Here is a 16,522-nt window from a genome sequence, read left to right on the forward strand (position 1 = left end):
CTGTACTGTAATACTCATTTATGCAGATCCTGACAGGTAGGTTGATGGTTCTTCAAGTGGGCGCCAGTAAGCCCCGTCACTGAATATCAGCTGTGTTTTATAGGTGGAGCCGTTTGCACAAGACAACGCACGGCATAAACAAATTGTCCACCAGTTATCGGCGGCAGCGGGCAGGGAGTAATAATAAACGGGGACTTTCCAGCCACCGAAACGCATGTAAGGGAAATTGCAGACAGTGCCGTTAACACCCAGTTTTAAAACGTCCAGCGCCCCTATTACATCTGAAGCTGAATAAAGATAAAGCTGATTATTTTGCTCCGTCGGCAACAACTCCAGCTGATGATGTGCCCACTGTGCAGGTAGAAATGGCATCCTGTGTTGCGATTGTGCTGATATCAGAAACTGTGGACATATCCCAGCCCACGTAAGTTGGCACGCCTGTATCTTTGCGTAATAAACCATTTGTCTCCAGAAAAAAACCAACCCCCGAATATGCTGGTATTTTTACATAAAGATATGTATCCCTGTCATACGGTTGACTATAAACAACGTCTAAAATCGCACCATTGCGGGGAGAGTGCCACGTTACAGTTGATGACGTTGAACTCCTGTTCTGAATTGAGATAAGCGCATTCCCATCTATTCCAGCAAGTGTGGTGGGCGTGCTGTATCCCGTCCTGCCGATGACTCGTATATCCATAGTCTGCGCGAGAGTCGGAGGAAAAAAATGCCCTACGTAAATCCATATTTCCGCACCAGTAATATTTGAGATGTATTTCTGTGACGAATTAAACTCATAACGGATCGGAGCATTAAGATAAAGGCCGGGTCACCCCGCCTGCGTTCAGTGATTGCGATGTCCGAGACGCTGCCGCTAAGCGAAGGGTATATCTGATCTGAAGGGGAGTTTGCAGGAGAAACAGACAATCTCAGGCCACAAATCGATTAGTCAGACTGCCCGATATGACAGGAAAACCCAGCTATTCCCGTCGTGGGCAATCAAAAAAACGAATAGATATGCAACACAAAAAAACATCTTAGGAATGATGTTAGGCGGGCTTATTTCAGGCATAAAAAAACCGCCTTGCGGCGGCATCACATTGCTTTATAACTGCTTGTTTTTATATATTTTAATCTGTGGTGCCCGGGGCGGGACTTGAACCCGCACAGCCATAAAGCCGAGGGATTTTAAATCCCTTGTGTCTACCGATTTCACCACCCGGGCATAGGTGTAAAGTGGAGGCGCGTCCCGGAGTCGAACCGAGGTTCACGGATTTGCAATCCGCTGCATGGCCACTCTGCCAACGCGCCTTAGTATTACTGCTTCACCAGTACAGTTCTGATGAAAAAATCTGGAGCGGGAAACGAGACTCGAACTCGCGACCCCGACCTTGGCAAGGTCGTGCTCTACCAACTGAGCTATTCCCGCTTTAAGTCAGCAAACTCATCTGAAGATGCTGATTTTCTTTATCTTCTGGCAAACCAGTTGCTTTCGATGCGTTGCATTCTACTGACCTGAAAAAATGAGTCAACACAATTATCCTCACTTTCCATCTGTTTGCTGCTTTTTGAATCGTATTGATCATCGTTCAAACAGATCGCTGCGGGCCGCACTTAAATACTGAAACATTGACCAGAAAGTCAGCACGGCTGCGATATACAAAGCAATCACGCCAATGCCTTCCACGGCGCTGTCTGGTCGCCATAGCAGAGCAAACAAAGCCAGCATTTGCGAGGTGGTTTTTACCTTGCCAATCCAGGACACCGCCACACTACTGCGTTTTCCAATCTCTGCCATCCATTCACGTAAAGCAGAGATGATGATTTCACGGGCAATCATCGTGGCAGCCGGCAAGGTGATCCACCATGAGTGGAAATACTCAGCAACCAATACCAGTGCTGTCGCTACCATCACTTTGTCTGCGACAGGGTCGAGGAACGCCCCAAAACGAGTGGTCTGTTTCCAGCGGCGAGCCAGATACCCATCGAACCAATCAGTGACCGCGGCAAAAATAAAAATCAACGCACAAACTAGCGGGCCCCATTGAAATGGCAAGTAGAATGCCAGTACAAAGAACGGAATCAAAACAATACGAAACAGGGTAAGTAACGTTGGAATATTAAAATGCATAATTATGCTAACTGTCTGGGCAGAGTAGAATTTGTCCCTATGTTCCTATAATGCAGACGGTGTTGCAATGCTTAGTGTTTCAGCGAATAAAAGATTTTCTCCGCCAGAAATCTGGAGATCCCCGGAACTTTCGCTATCTCCTCAACAGAGGCATTGATAAGCGGTTGCAAACCTCCCATGTATTTAAGCAGCATCTGCCTGCGTTTGGGGCCAATTCCTTCAATCGCTTCGAGCGCACTGGTATTCTTCACTTTAGCCCGTTTATTACGATGCCCCGTTATTGCATGATTGTGAGAGTCATCACGGATATGCTGAATTACGTGCAGGGCTGGGGAATCCGGGGGAAGTGAAATCCCTTCGCCTTCCGGTTCGAAAAACAGAGTTTCCAGTCCGGCTTTCCGGTCCGTCCCTTTTGCCACACCTAACAGCACTGGCCGTTCTTTATCCCAGTTAACATCAAGATCGGCAAACACCTGCTTTGCCTGCCCTAGTTGCCCCTTTCCTCCATCAATCAGGATCACATCAGGGACCTTACTGTCGATCAGCTCCTTACCGTAACGTCGGCACAAAACCTGATGCATCGCCGCATAATCATCACCGGGAGTGATACCGGCAATGTTGTAGCGACGATATTCCGAACGCAGCGGACCGTTATGATCGAATACCACACAGGAAGCGACCGTCTGTTCGCCCATCGTGTGGCTGATATCAAAACATTCCATCCGGTTTATCGCGGGAAGATCCAGCAACTCCGCCAACGCCTGTAATCGCTGATGAATGGTGGACTGCTGCGACAAGCGACTGAGCAAGGCGGTACTGGCATTAGTACGGGCAAGTTTCAGATAACGGGCCCTGTCACCGCGCGGTTTGCTCTGGATAGAGACGCGGCGTCCCACCATTTCGGTGAGCGATTCTGCCAGCAAATCTTTTTCAGGCAGGATGAAATCAAGCAGGATATCACCGGGTAACGTTCGCGCCTGGCTACCCTGTAAATAGAACTGGCCAACGAAAGTCTGTACCACTTCCGACAATTCGGTGCCTCCGGGGACCTTGGGAAAATAACTGCGGCTGCCTAACACTTTGCCCTGGCGGATAAACAGAACGTGCAGGCAGGCTATACCCGCGTCGAAAGCCACGCCGATAACATCCAGATCGTCACCGTTGTTTGAAACAAACTGGCGTTCCGTTACCCTTCTGACGGCCTGAATCTGATCGCGAAGACGTGCTGCTTCTTCAAATTTTAATGACTGGCTGGCTGCTTCCATCCGGCTGACCAACTGCTTCAGGACCTGATCATCTTTACCTGAGAGAAACAGACGAACATATTCGATCTGCTGTGCATACTCTTCTTCACTCACCAACCCTTTTACGCACGGTCCAAGACAGCGGCCAATCTGATATTGCAGACAAGGCCGTGAGCGATTGCGATACACGCTGTTTTCACACTGACGTACCGGGAAAATTTTCTGCAACAAAGACAGGGTTTCCCGAACCGCATAGCCATTTGGAAATGGTCCGAAATAGTCACCCTTCGCATGTTTGGCACCGCGATGACTGGCAAGGCGAGGATGTTTATCAGCGCTGAGAAAAATATAAGGGTAGGATTTATCATCACGCAGCAGGACGTTGTAGCGAGGCTGGTACAGTTTTATGTAATTGTGTTCAAGCAGCAGAGCCTCTGTTTCAGAATGCGTTACCGTGACATCAATCTGACAAATACTTGCCACCAGCGCTTCAGTTTTACGGCTGCTGTGATTGCCACGAAAATAACTCGAAAGGCGCTTTTTAAGGTCTTTTGCTTTGCCTACGTAGATAACCGTGCCGTCGGCATCATACATACGATAAACGCCAGGCTGACTGGTTACAGATTTGAGAAAAGATTTGGCATCAAAAGCTTCATTCACTACTGATTAATGACTCCGCGTTGAACAGGCCATGTCGGATAGCAAGGTGCGTTAGCTCGACATCGCCACTGATATTAAGTTTGCTGAACATTCTGTAACGATAGCTGTTCACCGTTTTTGGGCTCAGATTAAGCTGTTCAGAAATATCCGCCACTTTCTGTCCCTTGGTAATCATCAGCATAATTTGCAATTCGCGTTCTGACAAACTGTCAAACGGTGAATCCGTTTTTTGCGGCTCAATCTGGCTCAGCGCCATCTGTTGTGCAATGTCAGAGGCTATATAACGCTGACCGGCATTAACCTGACGAATAGCGTTAACGACTTCCTGTGGTGCAGCACCTTTACTCAGATAGCCAGCCTGCATCACACGTGCCGGAAGAGGATTTTCAGTATGAATCGTTAACATAATGATTTTAATACCGGGATTGTAACGCACAATCTTGCGGGTTGCTTCGAGGCCGCCAATTCCCGGCATATTCATATCCATCAACACCACATTAACGGGGTTGGACCGGCACCATTTCACCGCCTCTTCGCCGCAGTTTGCTTCACCGACAACCTGAAAACCTTTGATGTCTTCCAGTATACGGCGAATACCTGCACGCACCAGTTCATGGTCATCAACAAGAAGAACGCTTATCAAACAGGTCTCTCCAAAAGGGTAATACCAGCGACGTTGATGATGGTATTTAGACAGGTGATCTTACCTCTTTTCCATCACTGTTAGAACTGAAAAAATTGCCATAATACCGTGATAAACCCCAGTTCAGCGCCCTCAGGATGTGCCATGGGTCGCAGAATGATATGTGATATACTGCCTGCCAAAATATATCTGCATTAACGATCAACGCAAACCAAGGGGAACAAATGAGTGATACTGATTTTTCTACCGGCAATGGAACTCAGGATTTGTCAGAAGAGATTGCCTGCATGAAGGCTCTGGTTACATTTATGCTTAAGGCAATGGGCCAGGCAGACGCAGGCAAGGTTATCATTAATATGGAACATTATATTGCCCAGCTGACCGATCGGCATCAGGCCGACGTTTTCGCCCGCACCATTGGTCAAATAAAGCAGGCCTATCGCCAGTAACTCTCTGTGCGCTGACCGCCCATCAGCCCGACGTTAGCATGACCTTATCATTTTATTGCTGAGTAATGGCAACGTCGGGCTTTCCATACAACAAGGTCATAAAGTCTCTCATGGTGCCGGAGAGTTGACCCGCTACGCTTTACCGTTCTGCGCTCAGCGCCCTCGTCCGTTCCAGGTGGAAGAAACCCCAAAAGTGGGCAATACTTCTTCAGGACTGAAACGGCGCACCCCCCGGAACCGGCTGGCAAGATGAGGTTGATTCGTCGGTATTTTGACCGCAAACAGATTTTCTTCTGACTGAATGATACCCGCCGTTAGCTGTTGATAATCGACAAGATGTTGAGTAAACATCTGTTCCAACATTGGCGTTGCTGCACTGTAAAGGAAGTCAATGCCTGATTGCCCTGCCAGTTGAACACTATGCCAGAGAATGCTCAGCGGTAACTCAGACTCAACATCAAGGCGGGCTGAAAAACGCGACATTTCCCAGGCCGCCCCCTGGGGCTCAACCACAGGGCGAGCTGTCACCTCACCCAGTCCATTCACCGACGGTGCTTCCCATGGCATCAGACGAGCACAACCGCAAATCCCTTTCAGTACATCCCAGGCAATCAGCCAGATAACATCAGAACGGTCAAAACGGTCATATTCTTGCCCGGGAGTACTTAAACGAGGCGGAACAGGCCATCCTTCGCCACGGGCAAAAACGCTGTAGCGATAGCTGCCCAATTCTGCCAGCAGAGAGGATGGCATGTCCTTAAGCTTGGTTTGGATAATTTTCATTATTATTTCTCTCCAGGGGGCATTCCTTTGATTCATTCGGGGTTATCTGCCCTGCCGCAAGGCAAACAACCGCTTGTCAATTTGAAAGCACTAAATCCGGTAGTTGTCACTTACCTAAAACAAACCGATTGCTACCGCATAAAAAACCACCTGCGTCCTGTTAAAAATACTAAAACTTTTGGTTGTACTATTGGGTGAAAATCTGTCGTATGTACTGGAAAAGAGCAGTTCAGCAATGTCTCAGAAAATATTCACCCCCAGCAGGCCATTTGAAAAATTTGGTTTCACGCTGGCTCAAATGCATATTAATCACCAACATGTAAATTTTTTCCAGAAGTCCTGACACCTCGTCAATAAGGTCCGAAAAATAGTGTAATTCAGGATGCCTTTCTGCATAAATAGCATATTGCCAACTGACATTACCTGGCACTACAGATAATACGCTAATGGTCCGGTTTTTCACTATCCCATAACACGAAAATCCATAGCGCACGCCGGACTTTTTACTGCGTATAGCCGGAAATCCTTTCCTGACAGCAGCATAATCCATCCACCATAGCCGTGCCGTAACGGGCACTGTTTGACAGACGGGGCACATGGAACCGATTACTTTTGCCAGGTGTTAACGGTTTTTTGCGAAGCATGGTCGTCAATAACTATTTGTAGCCGCTTAAAAGCTCAGAGGGCAGAAATACAAGCCCCCCTCTTCTGCTCACGAGGACCGTCTCTAACTAACTGAAAAAAAACACTTATCACATCAACTAAAATATATTCACAGTAAAAAGGACATCACGAAAAACAGGCACAGACAGTACTGAAGGTGAGATTTCTTTTTATCAAAAATGGCAGTATAAACTGGGTCCCTGCGATGTAATACAGTGGAAAACTGGGATTTACTTTATATATAATTCAATGCATTAGAGAAAAACTTCGCTGAGGGTATCCATGAAATTTAACATTGGCTTTCCTGTTAATCAGCCATTTAAAAGATGGGGGCCGACTGACCAAACATAAAATATTATTTTTCCTGATGTTAAATTTTTAATTTGTCTTTATATACATTAGTTAACATTAATGAATTAGCAACTGAGTTTTTAATTATCTCCAGGCTGGTCCGGCAGATGAACGTTACCGCAAATACCGCTCCAGACGGCGGTTTTGAGTGATTAGCGCCTGGTGACGGCGGTAATCAGTGAAACCCAGTAGCAGCAGGAGGTCTTGCCGGAAATAATCGCTATCCTTCCAGTGCAGCAGAGGATGATGCATGGCACTGCACATAATAAAACGGACGCCACATCTCACTGGTCAGTAGCATCAGCGACGTTTTACGATGCCCGTCCTGATGGTCTGACAACGCGCCAGCTATCTCTCCAAACGCTTCACATCGTCGAATGATGCAAAGCCCACCATTGTTGCGGCAGGTAAAACCCTCAGAGGCAATCTCAATGTTCACCTGTTTCTCCCCGGCATCCACGCTGTTCATAATGAGTCCGGTAACCGCCTTACCGAAGGAACCGGCCTGACTGTAAATGATGTGATGGCTAATTTGAGGGGCAGGTTCAAAAGGGCAGCGCACAGAAAGATCCGTTGTGGGGTTTACGGCGCTATTTTCAGGACGGGTGTGACGGGGTAAAAAAGAACGCTGACCGGTGATATGAAAGAATTAACAGAACAACTGGCACACAGAGCGGTGGCGCATGATAGCGCTCAAAGATAAAACCGCAAAATGACCCGTCAATGTGACGTGACGGCATACGTCCCCCAAATCGAAGACGCTGAAAAATACAAAGCCACTATTATAAAGCTAATAAAGTAAGCTATCCGATTAACCCACTACCAGAATGACCTGTTCTCAGAGGAGTCTGCTCTCACTGCAATTTTCTCCGCGGGTGATGATATATTCACCAGATTGCAGATTTAAAGTATGGTCAAAAACAGGATTGACAGCAGGATATTAAGCCCGGCCCGCTGGAAAAAATACCCCTTCTTTATTTTAAAAAACGGAGAAAACGCTATGGATTCGGCATTGCTGTCAATGATGCAGTCAAATAAAGCCTGGACAGAAACAATGGTCAATATGGAAGCACGCAGGCTGATAAATCTGGCCAATCAGCTTGCGTCCTTATCATCTGAATGACGGCCTGACGCGCATTAAATTTTGCCAGAAAATAAAAGAGGTTATGGATCAACAGATTGCGCCTACCCGCAAAGCCAAATCAGACGAGGAGTGTATCGCCTGCATCTCGGCGCTACAAGCAGAGCCGGATGCTGCGAATGAAAACAGCATAGCTTTACGCGAAGGTCGAATTTATCAAAGAAAACAACAAGATTGTTGGCTACGTTATCCCTGCCGTCCACATCGTGGCATCCAGGATTTCCGTTATCGGAGGTGCCCGATGACACCTCCAGGAATACTTGCAAGGGCTATTCTTGTTATTAATGGGGTTAATGGACTTTCAAAAGAAATGATTCCCCGTAGATATGGCGAAGAGAATAAGACCGGGGGGATCTTTGCTGATGGTGCGACAGAACTCGCGAAATTCATGGGCTTCACGCCTCAAGCAGGTTTAGCCTTTTATAATGTCATGACCTTAAGCGCCAGCGTTTACAGCATGTTTGGTCTTGCAACAAAACCGGGCGCATGGTGCTTATTCAAATGGTTGCCACGTGACTATTTTCGTAAGGTAGATACGATGAGCCGCCCTAAATTAACGATGAAAATAGTGGGTTATGGTGTGAAAGCAAAAGTCATATTTGATTTCCTGAATATGGAAACAATTTCAGACTAAACACGATTCATTTACCAGTATCTCCATGATTTTCATACCAATACTGGCGGTTGTATAAACGTTATAATCAAAATAGCAATGAATAATGACAGACCACCACCGACTATTTGGGTTCCGAAACAAACAAAAGAAGAAAGATAAAAACAAGCATGCATGCCGATGAAATCCAAATCAGAACCCTGAATTTGGTCGCCAGCTCTTGTATAGCTTCGTCCAGCGTTCCGCCGTAGCTATCAATATTGATTTTTATTTTGCCGGGGTCTTCCTGGCTAAAACCGGATTGCAGTAATCTCTCTTCACTGACGTTCATCTCTTTCATCCCTTAAAGTAATATCTGCAAAGATATGACAGAAATTTTGCAGTAAATCACCCCTAACAACATCACTTAACCAACGCATCCACCTCGATAAACCCCCTTTTATTCGTGGTAAAAACCCGCTTCTCGCGGGCGCTTTGCCGCCCGTACCCTGCGGGATTATCCAGCCAGCAAACCGCGCTACCTGAATAACTCACAGGCTAATAACACACTGCCCCACGGTCAGTTTTCTTCAGAACTCAGAGTATAACGGCGGTATCCGGCAGGCAGATATTCCACCCAATTCCGGTTCTCCCAGCCATCAGGTGTGGCCGATGACGACGAGCAAACTATCAGCGTTCTGTTTCCGCTGTCGATCAGATGCACCACAAAGCAGCTGCGGTGTCCCACTCCCTGCGGGTCGGCACCGGCTTTTCCAGACGACCGAGGATTTCTGTCTGAAGCCCTGCCAGCGACGCGCCGGCCAATCCTCTGCGGCGGTACGATAAAATAATGCCGGCTGGCGCATCGGGCAGTAACTGCGCAACAGAATAACGCTTTCCTGGTAATGCGGTGACCGACAGCAGCATGGTTTTCTGCTCATCGGTCAGCGTGTTGCCCGGCTGGAGAGCATACAGCGGGCCTGCCGGTGCATCAGTACTGAAAGAAAGCAGTGCCGGATGAGAACGGTATTTTGATAATGGCCGTCACCTGGTCCATTATCAGGAGCATATGCCTAAGAGACATTCTCACTAACGGACGCTGGTAATTTACTTCATCTGATACATAATCTGATTAACCAATGTCAGCGACAAATCCCCCCATCTCACCATTAGCTTATTATCCTGATAAGGAAAGCGTGATGTTAGACAGACTGGCGATACTGTTCATTTTACTGGGCATCTGCACCGCAATCATGATTGCAAAAGACCTCATTCAACACCCTCAGCCCATAAAGATTATGAATCTGGTGTGGCCGCTTACGGGATTGTATATGCCCTTTATTGGCTGGCTGGCATGGTGGTATCTGGGCCGTAAAAGCCGGGCTGTTCTCCCCCTGCATCCCCTGCCCAAAAACCGTACCCCTGGCTTTAAACAGCTTTTTTCTTCAACCAGTCATTGTGCGGCAGGTTGTGTACTTGGCGATATTATCGCGGTGCCGATTATTTCACTGACCAAATCGCTTTCTGTTCACGCAACTCTGGCGACACATGCCATTCTCTCCCTCGGATTATCATTAATCTTTGGCATATTATTTCAGTATCTCGCCGTAAGGCAGATGGCAGGAATGACTTTTTTTCGTGCCGTCTGGCAGGCCATTAAAAGCGATATTTTTTCTCTGATGATTTATCAGGCCGGCATGTTTTTATATATGGCACTGGCGTTGCATTTTATTCTTAACAATCAGATTGAGCCGCTGGTAATACATTTCTGGTTTATGATGCAGCTGGCGTTATTGACCGGCTTCGCCTTTGCATGGCCGGCGAATAAATTCCTGTTGCAGCGTGGAATTAAATTCACCTTTCAGCGTTAAATCCTGACGTCATAGATTCACAGATGGAAATAATTTGTCAGATCGCCGTTGTCGTGCAGTCCCCGTGAAAAACCAGCGTAACCAGGCAATCAGTCTACCTGAGACCAGATGTGTCCTCTCCATTCAATATGGCAAGCCCACGATTGTCCGGCCATAATCCGGCACATTACATTCACCGTGGCATGTCCAGCGCTATTTACCTTCAGCATGACGTTCAATTTTCGGCTGGCGTGGCTAATGCGTGTTAAAAATAAGGTTAACCGTAAAGCAGCCTGTGAAATTGCCAGCGGAATAATAAGCAATATAACAGTTACCTTCATTCATACCCGCATTGCGGATTTACCATGCCATTCATCAGATATGTGACAAAAAAAAAGAAAATTTAGTCTTATTTTTGCACAACTGATGCAGATATCGCCCACTCAGTTGAAAAAGCGTTGGCTGTTTAGCCTCTGTTTACACTATCTTATGCCTGCAAATTTTTGTTAAACGAGATTTTAAATAACAGCCTCCAGAGCTGACACAACATCATTTTAAGGACAAGAATCCCGCTATGGTTGACCAATCAAATAAAATTCCGCCTGTTAATGAAGCACCTGGCGAACTACGCCGTAACCTGCACAACCGACATATCCAGCTTATTGCCATAGGCGGTGCCATCGGCACAGGGCTGTTCATGGGGTCGGGTAAAACCATCAGTCTGGCAGGTCCTTCAATCATTTTTGTTTATATGATTATTGGTTTTATGCTGTTTTTTGTCATGCGGGCGATGGGCGAGTTGCTGCTGTCCAATCTTGAATACAAATCATTCAGTGACTTTGCCGCCGACCTGTTAGGTCCCTGGGCAGGCTATTTTACCGGCTGGACGTACTGGTTCTGCTGGGTGGTGACCGGTATTGCCGATGTGGTGGCAATTAGCTCCTATTTCCAGTTATGGTTCCCGGACTTTTCCATCTGGATGAGCGCCTTGCTCTGTATCGTGGTATTCCTGACGCTGAATGTTGCCACGGTTAAACTGTTTGGAGAGATGGAGTTCTGGTTTGCCATCATCAAAATCGTCGCTATTATCACGTTGATCGCAACAGGTATTGTGCTGATTGCCATGCACTACCCCTCAACCGGCGGCGGTGTGGCATCGGTCAGTAATATCTGGAGTCATGGCGGAATGTTTCCAAAAGGCCTGAGTGGTTTTTTTGCCGGATTCCAGATTGCGGTATTCGCCTTTGTCGGGATCGAGCTGGTTGGTACAACGGCAGCGGAAACCCACGATCCCCGAAAAGTTCTGCCGCGTGCCATTAACGCCATTCCACTGCGCATCATTATGTTTTATGTCTTCGCACTGTTGGTGATTATGGCGGTGACGCCGTGGGATCAGGTTGTGGCAGATCGCAGTCCGTTTGTGGAAATGTTTGTGTTGATAGGACTGCCTGCTGCTGCCAGCATCGTCAATTTTGTGGTGCTGACCTCGGCGGCATCTTCAGCCAACAGCGGGATTTTTTCCACCAGCCGAATGTTATATGGCATGGCACAGCAAGGTGTCGCTCATCGCCGTTTCGGCCTGCTTTCCCGTCGCGCTGTACCCACCACCGGCCTGTTTTTCTCCTGTTTTTGCCTGCTGGGCGGCGTCGCACTGATTTATCTCATCCCGAACGTGATGAAAGTGTTTACCCTGGTGACCACCGTTTCTGCAATCCTGTTTATGTTTGTCTGGACAATCATCGTCTGCTCTTATCTGGCCTACCGCAGGAAACATCCACAGTTGCATCAGGCGTCCCAGTATAAAATGCCGCTGGGTAAAGTGATGTGCTGGGTCTGCATCGCCTTCTTTGCCTTCGTGCTGGTCCTGCTCTCGCTTCAGGAGGATACCCGTCAGGCACTGATGGTCACCCCCTTGTGGTTTGTTATGCTGGGCATCGGCTGGTTTCTTCGCCAGCGAAAAGCCAACGGATAACTGCATTAACGGGCCTTGACGGCCCGTTTTTCTTCCGATGATTAATTGCGTACACGGATCCCCTCAATCACCATGCGCTCAACGTTTTCCACTGTCTGTTGAAAGAACGACGGGTCGCTGAGGGTCTGGCCGGTAATCGCTTCAACCTGGCTGGCAAAATCAGCATAGTGCTGGGTGGTGGCCCATAGCATAAAGATCAGATGGTGAGGTTCGACCGCTACCAGCTTTCCCCCGGCAATCCAGGCTTCAATAACGGCCGATTTCTCGTCAACCAGCTCACGAAGCCCACCTTCCAGTTCCCCTTTCAGCAACGGGGCACCTTGCAGCATTTCCATGCAGAACAATCTTGACGCCTGCGGATGATCGCGCGAGACCACAAGCTTAAGACGAATATAGTTGCGAATGGCTTCCAGCGGTTGCTGATCGCTACGTAGCGCCCGCAGAGGTGCCAGCCAGATATCCAGAATATCTTTAAGCACCGCAATATACAGCGCTTCTTTTGACGGAAAGTAATAAAGCAGGTTCGTTTTTGATACATCGGCCCCCTCGGCAACGTTATCAAGACGGGTGCCGTGAAAGCCGTAAAGGGAGAACAGCTCCAGCGCCGCAGTCAGAATGGCCGTTCTTTTCGCGGCAACCGCCTTTGAACGTCGGGTTGGCATTGTTGACGGGATCTTTGATGAATTCACCATGACTCCAGAGTCCATGTGGGACAGGCAATATATTGAACCTTGCGGGGTCGGCCTGTGCACTTTAATTGACCATGATTGCCTGCTTATTGTGCACAATTTTTTACCAAATGGTCCATTTTGGACCCTTTACTCAACAAAATTATAAACACAATAACTTAACAACCTGAATATTAATAACTTTATTCAGTCTGGCACAGGCCTTGCACAGGCAACAGTGAGCGCCGCCTCAAAGGAATAGCAGGATGCATCGCAGCGCGGGAAAGATAACCCTGACTTCCAATAAGGTCCTGATATGAAAATTGGCGTATTTATCCCGATTGGTAACAACGGCTGGCTGATTTCGACTCACGCGCCGCAATACCTGCCCACTTTTGAGCTGAACAAAGCTATTGTCATGAAGGCTGAGCACTATCATTTCGATTTTGCCCTTTCAATGATCAAGTTGCGTGGTTTTGGCGGCAAAACAGAATTCTGGGACCACAATCTGGAATCATTTACCCTGATGGCTGGTCTGGCCGCCGTCACCTCCCGCATTGAAATCTATGCCACAGCGGCCACCCTCACCCTGCCACCGGCCATCGTGGCGCGGATGGCCTCAACGGTGGATTCCATTTCCGGCGGTCGCTTTGGCGTCAATCTGGTGACAGGCTGGCAAAAACCGGAATACGATCAGATGGGTATGTGGCCCGGAGATGACTATTTTTCCCGTCGCTACGACTATCTGACCGAGTACGTTACCGTACTGCGCGATCTGTGGGGCAACGGCAAATCCGATCTGAAGGGTGAGTTCTTCACCATGAATGACTGCCGTCTTAGCCCCCAACCGCAAAAACCGATGAAAGTGATCTGCGCCGGACAGAGTGACGCAGGAATGGCTTTCTCAGCAAAACATGCCGATTACAACTTCTGTTTTGGCAAGGGCGTCAACACCCCAACCGCCTTCGCCCCAACCGCTGCACGCATGAAAAGCGCCGCTGAAAAGGTCGGACGTGACGTAGGTTCCTATGTCCTGTTTATGATCATCGCCGATGAAACGGACGAGGCCGCACGGGCCAAATGGGAGCACTACAAAGCCGGCGCAGATGAAGAAGCGCTGGCCTGGCTCACCACGCAAAGCCAACAGGATACCCGTTCCGGTAGCGACACCAATGTACGACAGATGGCCGATCCCACTTCGGCAGTCAATATCAACATGGGCACACTGGTTGGATCCTACGCCAGTGTGGCCCGGATGCTGGATGAGGTGGCCACGGTTGAAGGCACGCATGGCGTGTTACTGACCTTTGATGACTTCCTGCAGGGAATTGAGAATTTTGGCGAGCGTATCCAGCCACTGATGACATGCCGCATCAATATCATTGAAGCGGCAAAGGAGGTGGCCTGATGAGCAGTAAAACGCCTGTCGTGTGCACCACGGCTTCAGTTAAAAACAGTCTGCAACTGCCGGCACGACCGGAAGCGATCGCTTTTCCCCCCGATCAAACCGCGCTGATTGTGGTGGATATGCAAAACGCCTATGCCAGTATCGGAGGCTATCTTGATCTGGCGGGGTTTGATGTGTCAGCCACCCGGCCGGTGATCGATAAAATCAATATTGCCGTCAGGGCAGCACGGGAGGCGGGCATACAGATTATCTGGTTTCAGAATGGCTGGGACAGCCACTATGTTGAAGCCGGTGGCCCAGGCTCGCCCAACTGGCATAAATCAAACGCGCTGAAAACGATGCGTGCCAGACCAGAACTGCAGGGAAAACTGCTTTCCAAAGGCGGTTGGGATTACCACCTGGTGGACCAGCTACAGCCTGAGCCGGAGGATATTGTGCTACCAAAACCACGCTACAGTGGCTTCTTCAACACGCCGCTGGACAGCATGTTGCGTAGCCGTGGTATTCGCCATCTGATTTTTACCGGTATTGCCACCAACGTCTGCGTTGAATCCACCCTGCGTGATGGCTTTTTCCTCGAATATTTCGGCATCGTGCTGGAAGACGCAACCTACCAGGCCGGCCCACCTTTTGCCCAGCAGGCAGCGATTTTCAACATTGAAACCTTCTTTGGCTGGGTATCGGATGTGAATACTTTTTGCGCCACCCTGAAAAATAAAAGTCCGGCACAATGCCAGACAGCATAAATATTGCTTACTGACAGGAGATAACTCATGCCCAAGACGATCATTACCCCTCCGGGCTCCGGCGTTCCTATCGCGCCTTTCGTGCCCGGTACGCTGGCTGATGGCGTGGTTTATGTCTCCGGCACATTGCCGTTTGATAAAGACAATAACGTGGTACACGTAGGCGATGCCGCCGCACAGACACGTCACGTTTTGGAGACCATCAAACGCGTTATCGAAACCGCCGGTGGCACCATGGATGATGTGACCTTTAATTCGATTTTTATCACTGACTGGAGTCACTACGCCGCCATTAATGCGGTCTACGCCGACTATTTCCCCGGAGAGAAACCGGCCCGCTTTTGCATACAGTGCGGCCTGGTAAAACAGGATGCGCTGGTGGAAATTGCCACTGTCGCCCATATCGGCAAGTAACGGAGACGGGTATGCATATTGAACTGTCGGGTTTACAGCATCCCGGTGCCAGAACACTGGTCCTGTCCGCCGGACTGGGCGGCTCGGGCAATTTCTGGCTGCCCCAGCTGAATGCGTTACGCAGTCAGTATCGCGTGGTGGTGTATGACCATCGCGGAACAGGCGGTAATCCCGACCAGCTGCCGGAAGGCTACAGCATGACGGATATGGCTGCCGAGCTGGCAGCTGCCCTGGCAAGACATGACGTTGAACAGTATGAGGTGATTGGACATGCGCTGGGCGGCATGGTGGCTATGCAGATGGCGCTGGATTATCCACAACGGGTTACCCGGCTGGCTATCGTCAATGGCTGGTTACGTCTTAATCCGCACACCCGCCGCTGTTTTTCAGTCCGTCAGCAGCTGCTGATGAATGTCGGCGTTGAAGCCTGGGTACAGGCCCAACCGCTGTTCCTGTACCCGGCTGACTGGCTGGCGGAGAACCAGGAAAGGATTGAAGCAGAAGATGCCCTGCACACCGCCCACTTTCAGGGCGTGGAGAATCTGCTACACCGTCTTAACGCACTGATGAACTGTGATTTCACCGAAAAGGCAAAGCTCATCACCCAACCAGCGCTGGTGATCTGTTCGCAGGATGATTTACTGGTGCCCTGTACCTGCTCTGAAACCCTCTCTGCGGCCCTGCCCCGGTCAACTTTGCTGAAAATGGCCTGGGGCGGCCATGCAATGAGCGTGACTGACAGTGCTGGCTTTAACCGATTGTTACTCAACTGGCTGAACTCACCAGTGACCACCTCTTAACCTGCTG

General features: G+C 48.9%; 17 protein-coding genes, 3 tRNA genes and 1 pseudogene. 8 read left to right on the forward strand and 13 right to left on the reverse strand.

The window, feature by feature from the left end; translation table 11 throughout:
- Positions 1–18 precede the first annotated feature (18 nt).
- From EB241_RS09895 to uvrY, 8 genes are all read right to left on the reverse strand, one after another.
- Positions 19–327, reverse strand: a complete 309-nt coding sequence (locus EB241_RS09895) for a hypothetical protein (protein ID WP_124233024.1) — start codon at positions 325–327, stop codon at positions 19–21.
- Positions 308–700 carry a hypothetical protein gene (locus EB241_RS09900; protein ID WP_124233025.1) on the reverse strand — a complete coding sequence of 131 codons (393 nt, stop codon included), beginning with the start codon at positions 698–700 and terminating at the stop codon, positions 308–310. The genes EB241_RS09895 and EB241_RS09900 overlap by 20 nt, the downstream gene beginning before the upstream one ends.
- 438 nt (positions 701–1,138) lie before the next feature.
- A tRNA-Leu gene (locus tag EB241_RS09910) sits at positions 1,139–1,225 on the reverse strand.
- Positions 1,226–1,237: 12 nt separating this feature from the next.
- Positions 1,238–1,311: transfer RNA gene (locus EB241_RS09915), tRNA-Cys, on the reverse strand.
- A gap of 42 nt (positions 1,312–1,353) precedes the next feature.
- A tRNA-Gly gene (locus EB241_RS09920) sits at positions 1,354–1,429 on the reverse strand.
- A 153-nt stretch (positions 1,430–1,582) separates the two neighbouring features.
- The gene (pgsA, locus tag EB241_RS09925) at positions 1,583–2,131 is read right to left on the reverse strand and encodes a CDP-diacylglycerol--glycerol-3-phosphate 3-phosphatidyltransferase (protein WP_124233026.1); all 549 of its coding nucleotides are present in this window, start codon (positions 2,129–2,131) and stop codon (positions 1,583–1,585) included.
- 71 nt (positions 2,132–2,202) lie between these two features.
- The gene (uvrC, locus tag EB241_RS09930; protein ID WP_124233027.1) at positions 2,203–4,035 is read right to left on the reverse strand and encodes an excinuclease ABC subunit UvrC; all 1,833 of its coding nucleotides are present in this window, start codon (positions 4,033–4,035) and stop codon (positions 2,203–2,205) included.
- Positions 4,028–4,678, reverse strand: coding sequence for a UvrY/SirA/GacA family response regulator transcription factor (gene uvrY / locus EB241_RS09935; protein WP_124233028.1), 651 nt, complete (start codon positions 4,676–4,678; stop codon positions 4,028–4,030). Before uvrY ends, uvrC begins: the two co-directional genes overlap by 8 nt.
- Positions 4,679–4,902: 224 nt before the next feature.
- Here uvrY and EB241_RS09940 point away from each other — a divergent pair, with 224 nt between their 5' ends.
- Positions 4,903–5,127, forward strand: a complete 225-nt coding sequence (locus EB241_RS09940) for a DUF2594 family protein (RefSeq protein WP_124233029.1) — start codon at positions 4,903–4,905, stop codon at positions 5,125–5,127.
- Between the two features lie 153 nt (positions 5,128–5,280).
- On the opposite strand, the gene EB241_RS09945 is transcribed toward EB241_RS09940, so the two are convergent.
- Together EB241_RS09945 and EB241_RS21970 are read right to left on the reverse strand one after the other, a co-directional pair.
- Positions 5,281–5,910: an autoinducer synthase gene (locus EB241_RS09945; RefSeq protein ID WP_124233030.1), complete on the reverse strand. Its 630-nt coding sequence runs from the start codon at positions 5,908–5,910 to the stop codon at positions 5,281–5,283.
- 1,374 nt (positions 5,911–7,284) lie between these two features.
- A pseudogene (locus EB241_RS21970) lies at positions 7,285–7,486 on the reverse strand (hypothetical protein); the annotation flags it as partial.
- A 604-nt stretch (positions 7,487–8,090) separates the two neighbouring features.
- Here EB241_RS21970 and EB241_RS09955 point away from each other — a divergent pair.
- Positions 8,091–8,699 carry a DUF4225 domain-containing protein gene (locus tag EB241_RS09955; RefSeq protein ID WP_407644266.1) on the forward strand — a complete coding sequence of 203 codons (609 nt, stop codon included), beginning with the start codon at positions 8,091–8,093 and terminating at the stop codon, positions 8,697–8,699.
- A 103-nt stretch (positions 8,700–8,802) separates the two neighbouring features.
- On the opposite strand, the gene EB241_RS09960 is transcribed toward EB241_RS09955, so the two are convergent.
- Together EB241_RS09960 and EB241_RS09965 are read right to left on the reverse strand one after the other, a co-directional pair.
- A complete protein-coding gene (locus tag EB241_RS09960; protein ID WP_233592583.1) occupies positions 8,803–9,009 on the reverse strand; it encodes a hypothetical protein in 207 nt (68 codons plus the stop codon).
- 362 nt (positions 9,010–9,371) lie between these two features.
- Positions 9,372–9,584 carry a hypothetical protein gene (locus EB241_RS09965; RefSeq protein WP_124233031.1) on the reverse strand — a complete coding sequence of 71 codons (213 nt, stop codon included), beginning with the start codon at positions 9,582–9,584 and terminating at the stop codon, positions 9,372–9,374.
- A 272-nt stretch (positions 9,585–9,856) separates the two neighbouring features.
- On the opposite strand from EB241_RS09965, the gene EB241_RS09970 reads away from it, so the two are divergent.
- Complete coding sequence (locus EB241_RS09970; RefSeq protein ID WP_124233032.1) at positions 9,857–10,528, forward strand: DUF4396 domain-containing protein; 672 nt, start codon at positions 9,857–9,859, stop codon at positions 10,526–10,528.
- A 553-nt stretch (positions 10,529–11,081) separates the two neighbouring features.
- A complete protein-coding gene (gene cycA / locus EB241_RS09975; protein ID WP_124233033.1) occupies positions 11,082–12,479 on the forward strand; it encodes a D-serine/D-alanine/glycine transporter in 1,398 nt (465 codons plus the stop codon).
- 41 nt (positions 12,480–12,520) lie between these two features.
- On the opposite strand, the gene rutR is transcribed toward cycA, so the two are convergent.
- Complete coding sequence (gene rutR / locus EB241_RS09980) at positions 12,521–13,186, reverse strand: HTH-type transcriptional regulator RutR (protein WP_124233034.1); 666 nt, start codon at positions 13,184–13,186, stop codon at positions 12,521–12,523.
- 277 nt (positions 13,187–13,463) lie between these two features.
- Here rutR and rutA point away from each other — a divergent pair, with 277 nt between their 5' ends.
- From rutA to rutD, 4 genes are read left to right on the forward strand one after another with little or no spacing between them, the layout of a single operon-like run.
- Positions 13,464–14,555, forward strand: coding sequence for a pyrimidine utilization protein A (gene rutA, locus EB241_RS09985; RefSeq protein WP_124233035.1), 1,092 nt, complete (start codon positions 13,464–13,466; stop codon positions 14,553–14,555).
- Positions 14,555–15,301, forward strand: coding sequence for a pyrimidine utilization protein B (gene rutB, locus EB241_RS09990; RefSeq protein ID WP_124233036.1), 747 nt, complete (start codon positions 14,555–14,557; stop codon positions 15,299–15,301). Before rutA ends, rutB begins: the two co-directional genes overlap by 1 nt.
- A gap of 27 nt (positions 15,302–15,328) precedes the next feature.
- Complete coding sequence (gene rutC, locus EB241_RS09995) at positions 15,329–15,715, forward strand: pyrimidine utilization protein C (RefSeq protein WP_124233037.1); 387 nt, start codon at positions 15,329–15,331, stop codon at positions 15,713–15,715.
- A gap of 11 nt (positions 15,716–15,726) precedes the next feature.
- Complete coding sequence (gene rutD, locus EB241_RS10000; protein ID WP_124233038.1) at positions 15,727–16,515, forward strand: pyrimidine utilization protein D; 789 nt, start codon at positions 15,727–15,729, stop codon at positions 16,513–16,515.
- Positions 16,516–16,522 lie beyond the last annotated feature (7 nt).

The organism is Erwinia psidii, assembly GCF_003846135.1.
Classification (GTDB): Bacteria; Pseudomonadota; Gammaproteobacteria; order Enterobacterales; family Enterobacteriaceae; genus Erwinia; species Erwinia psidii.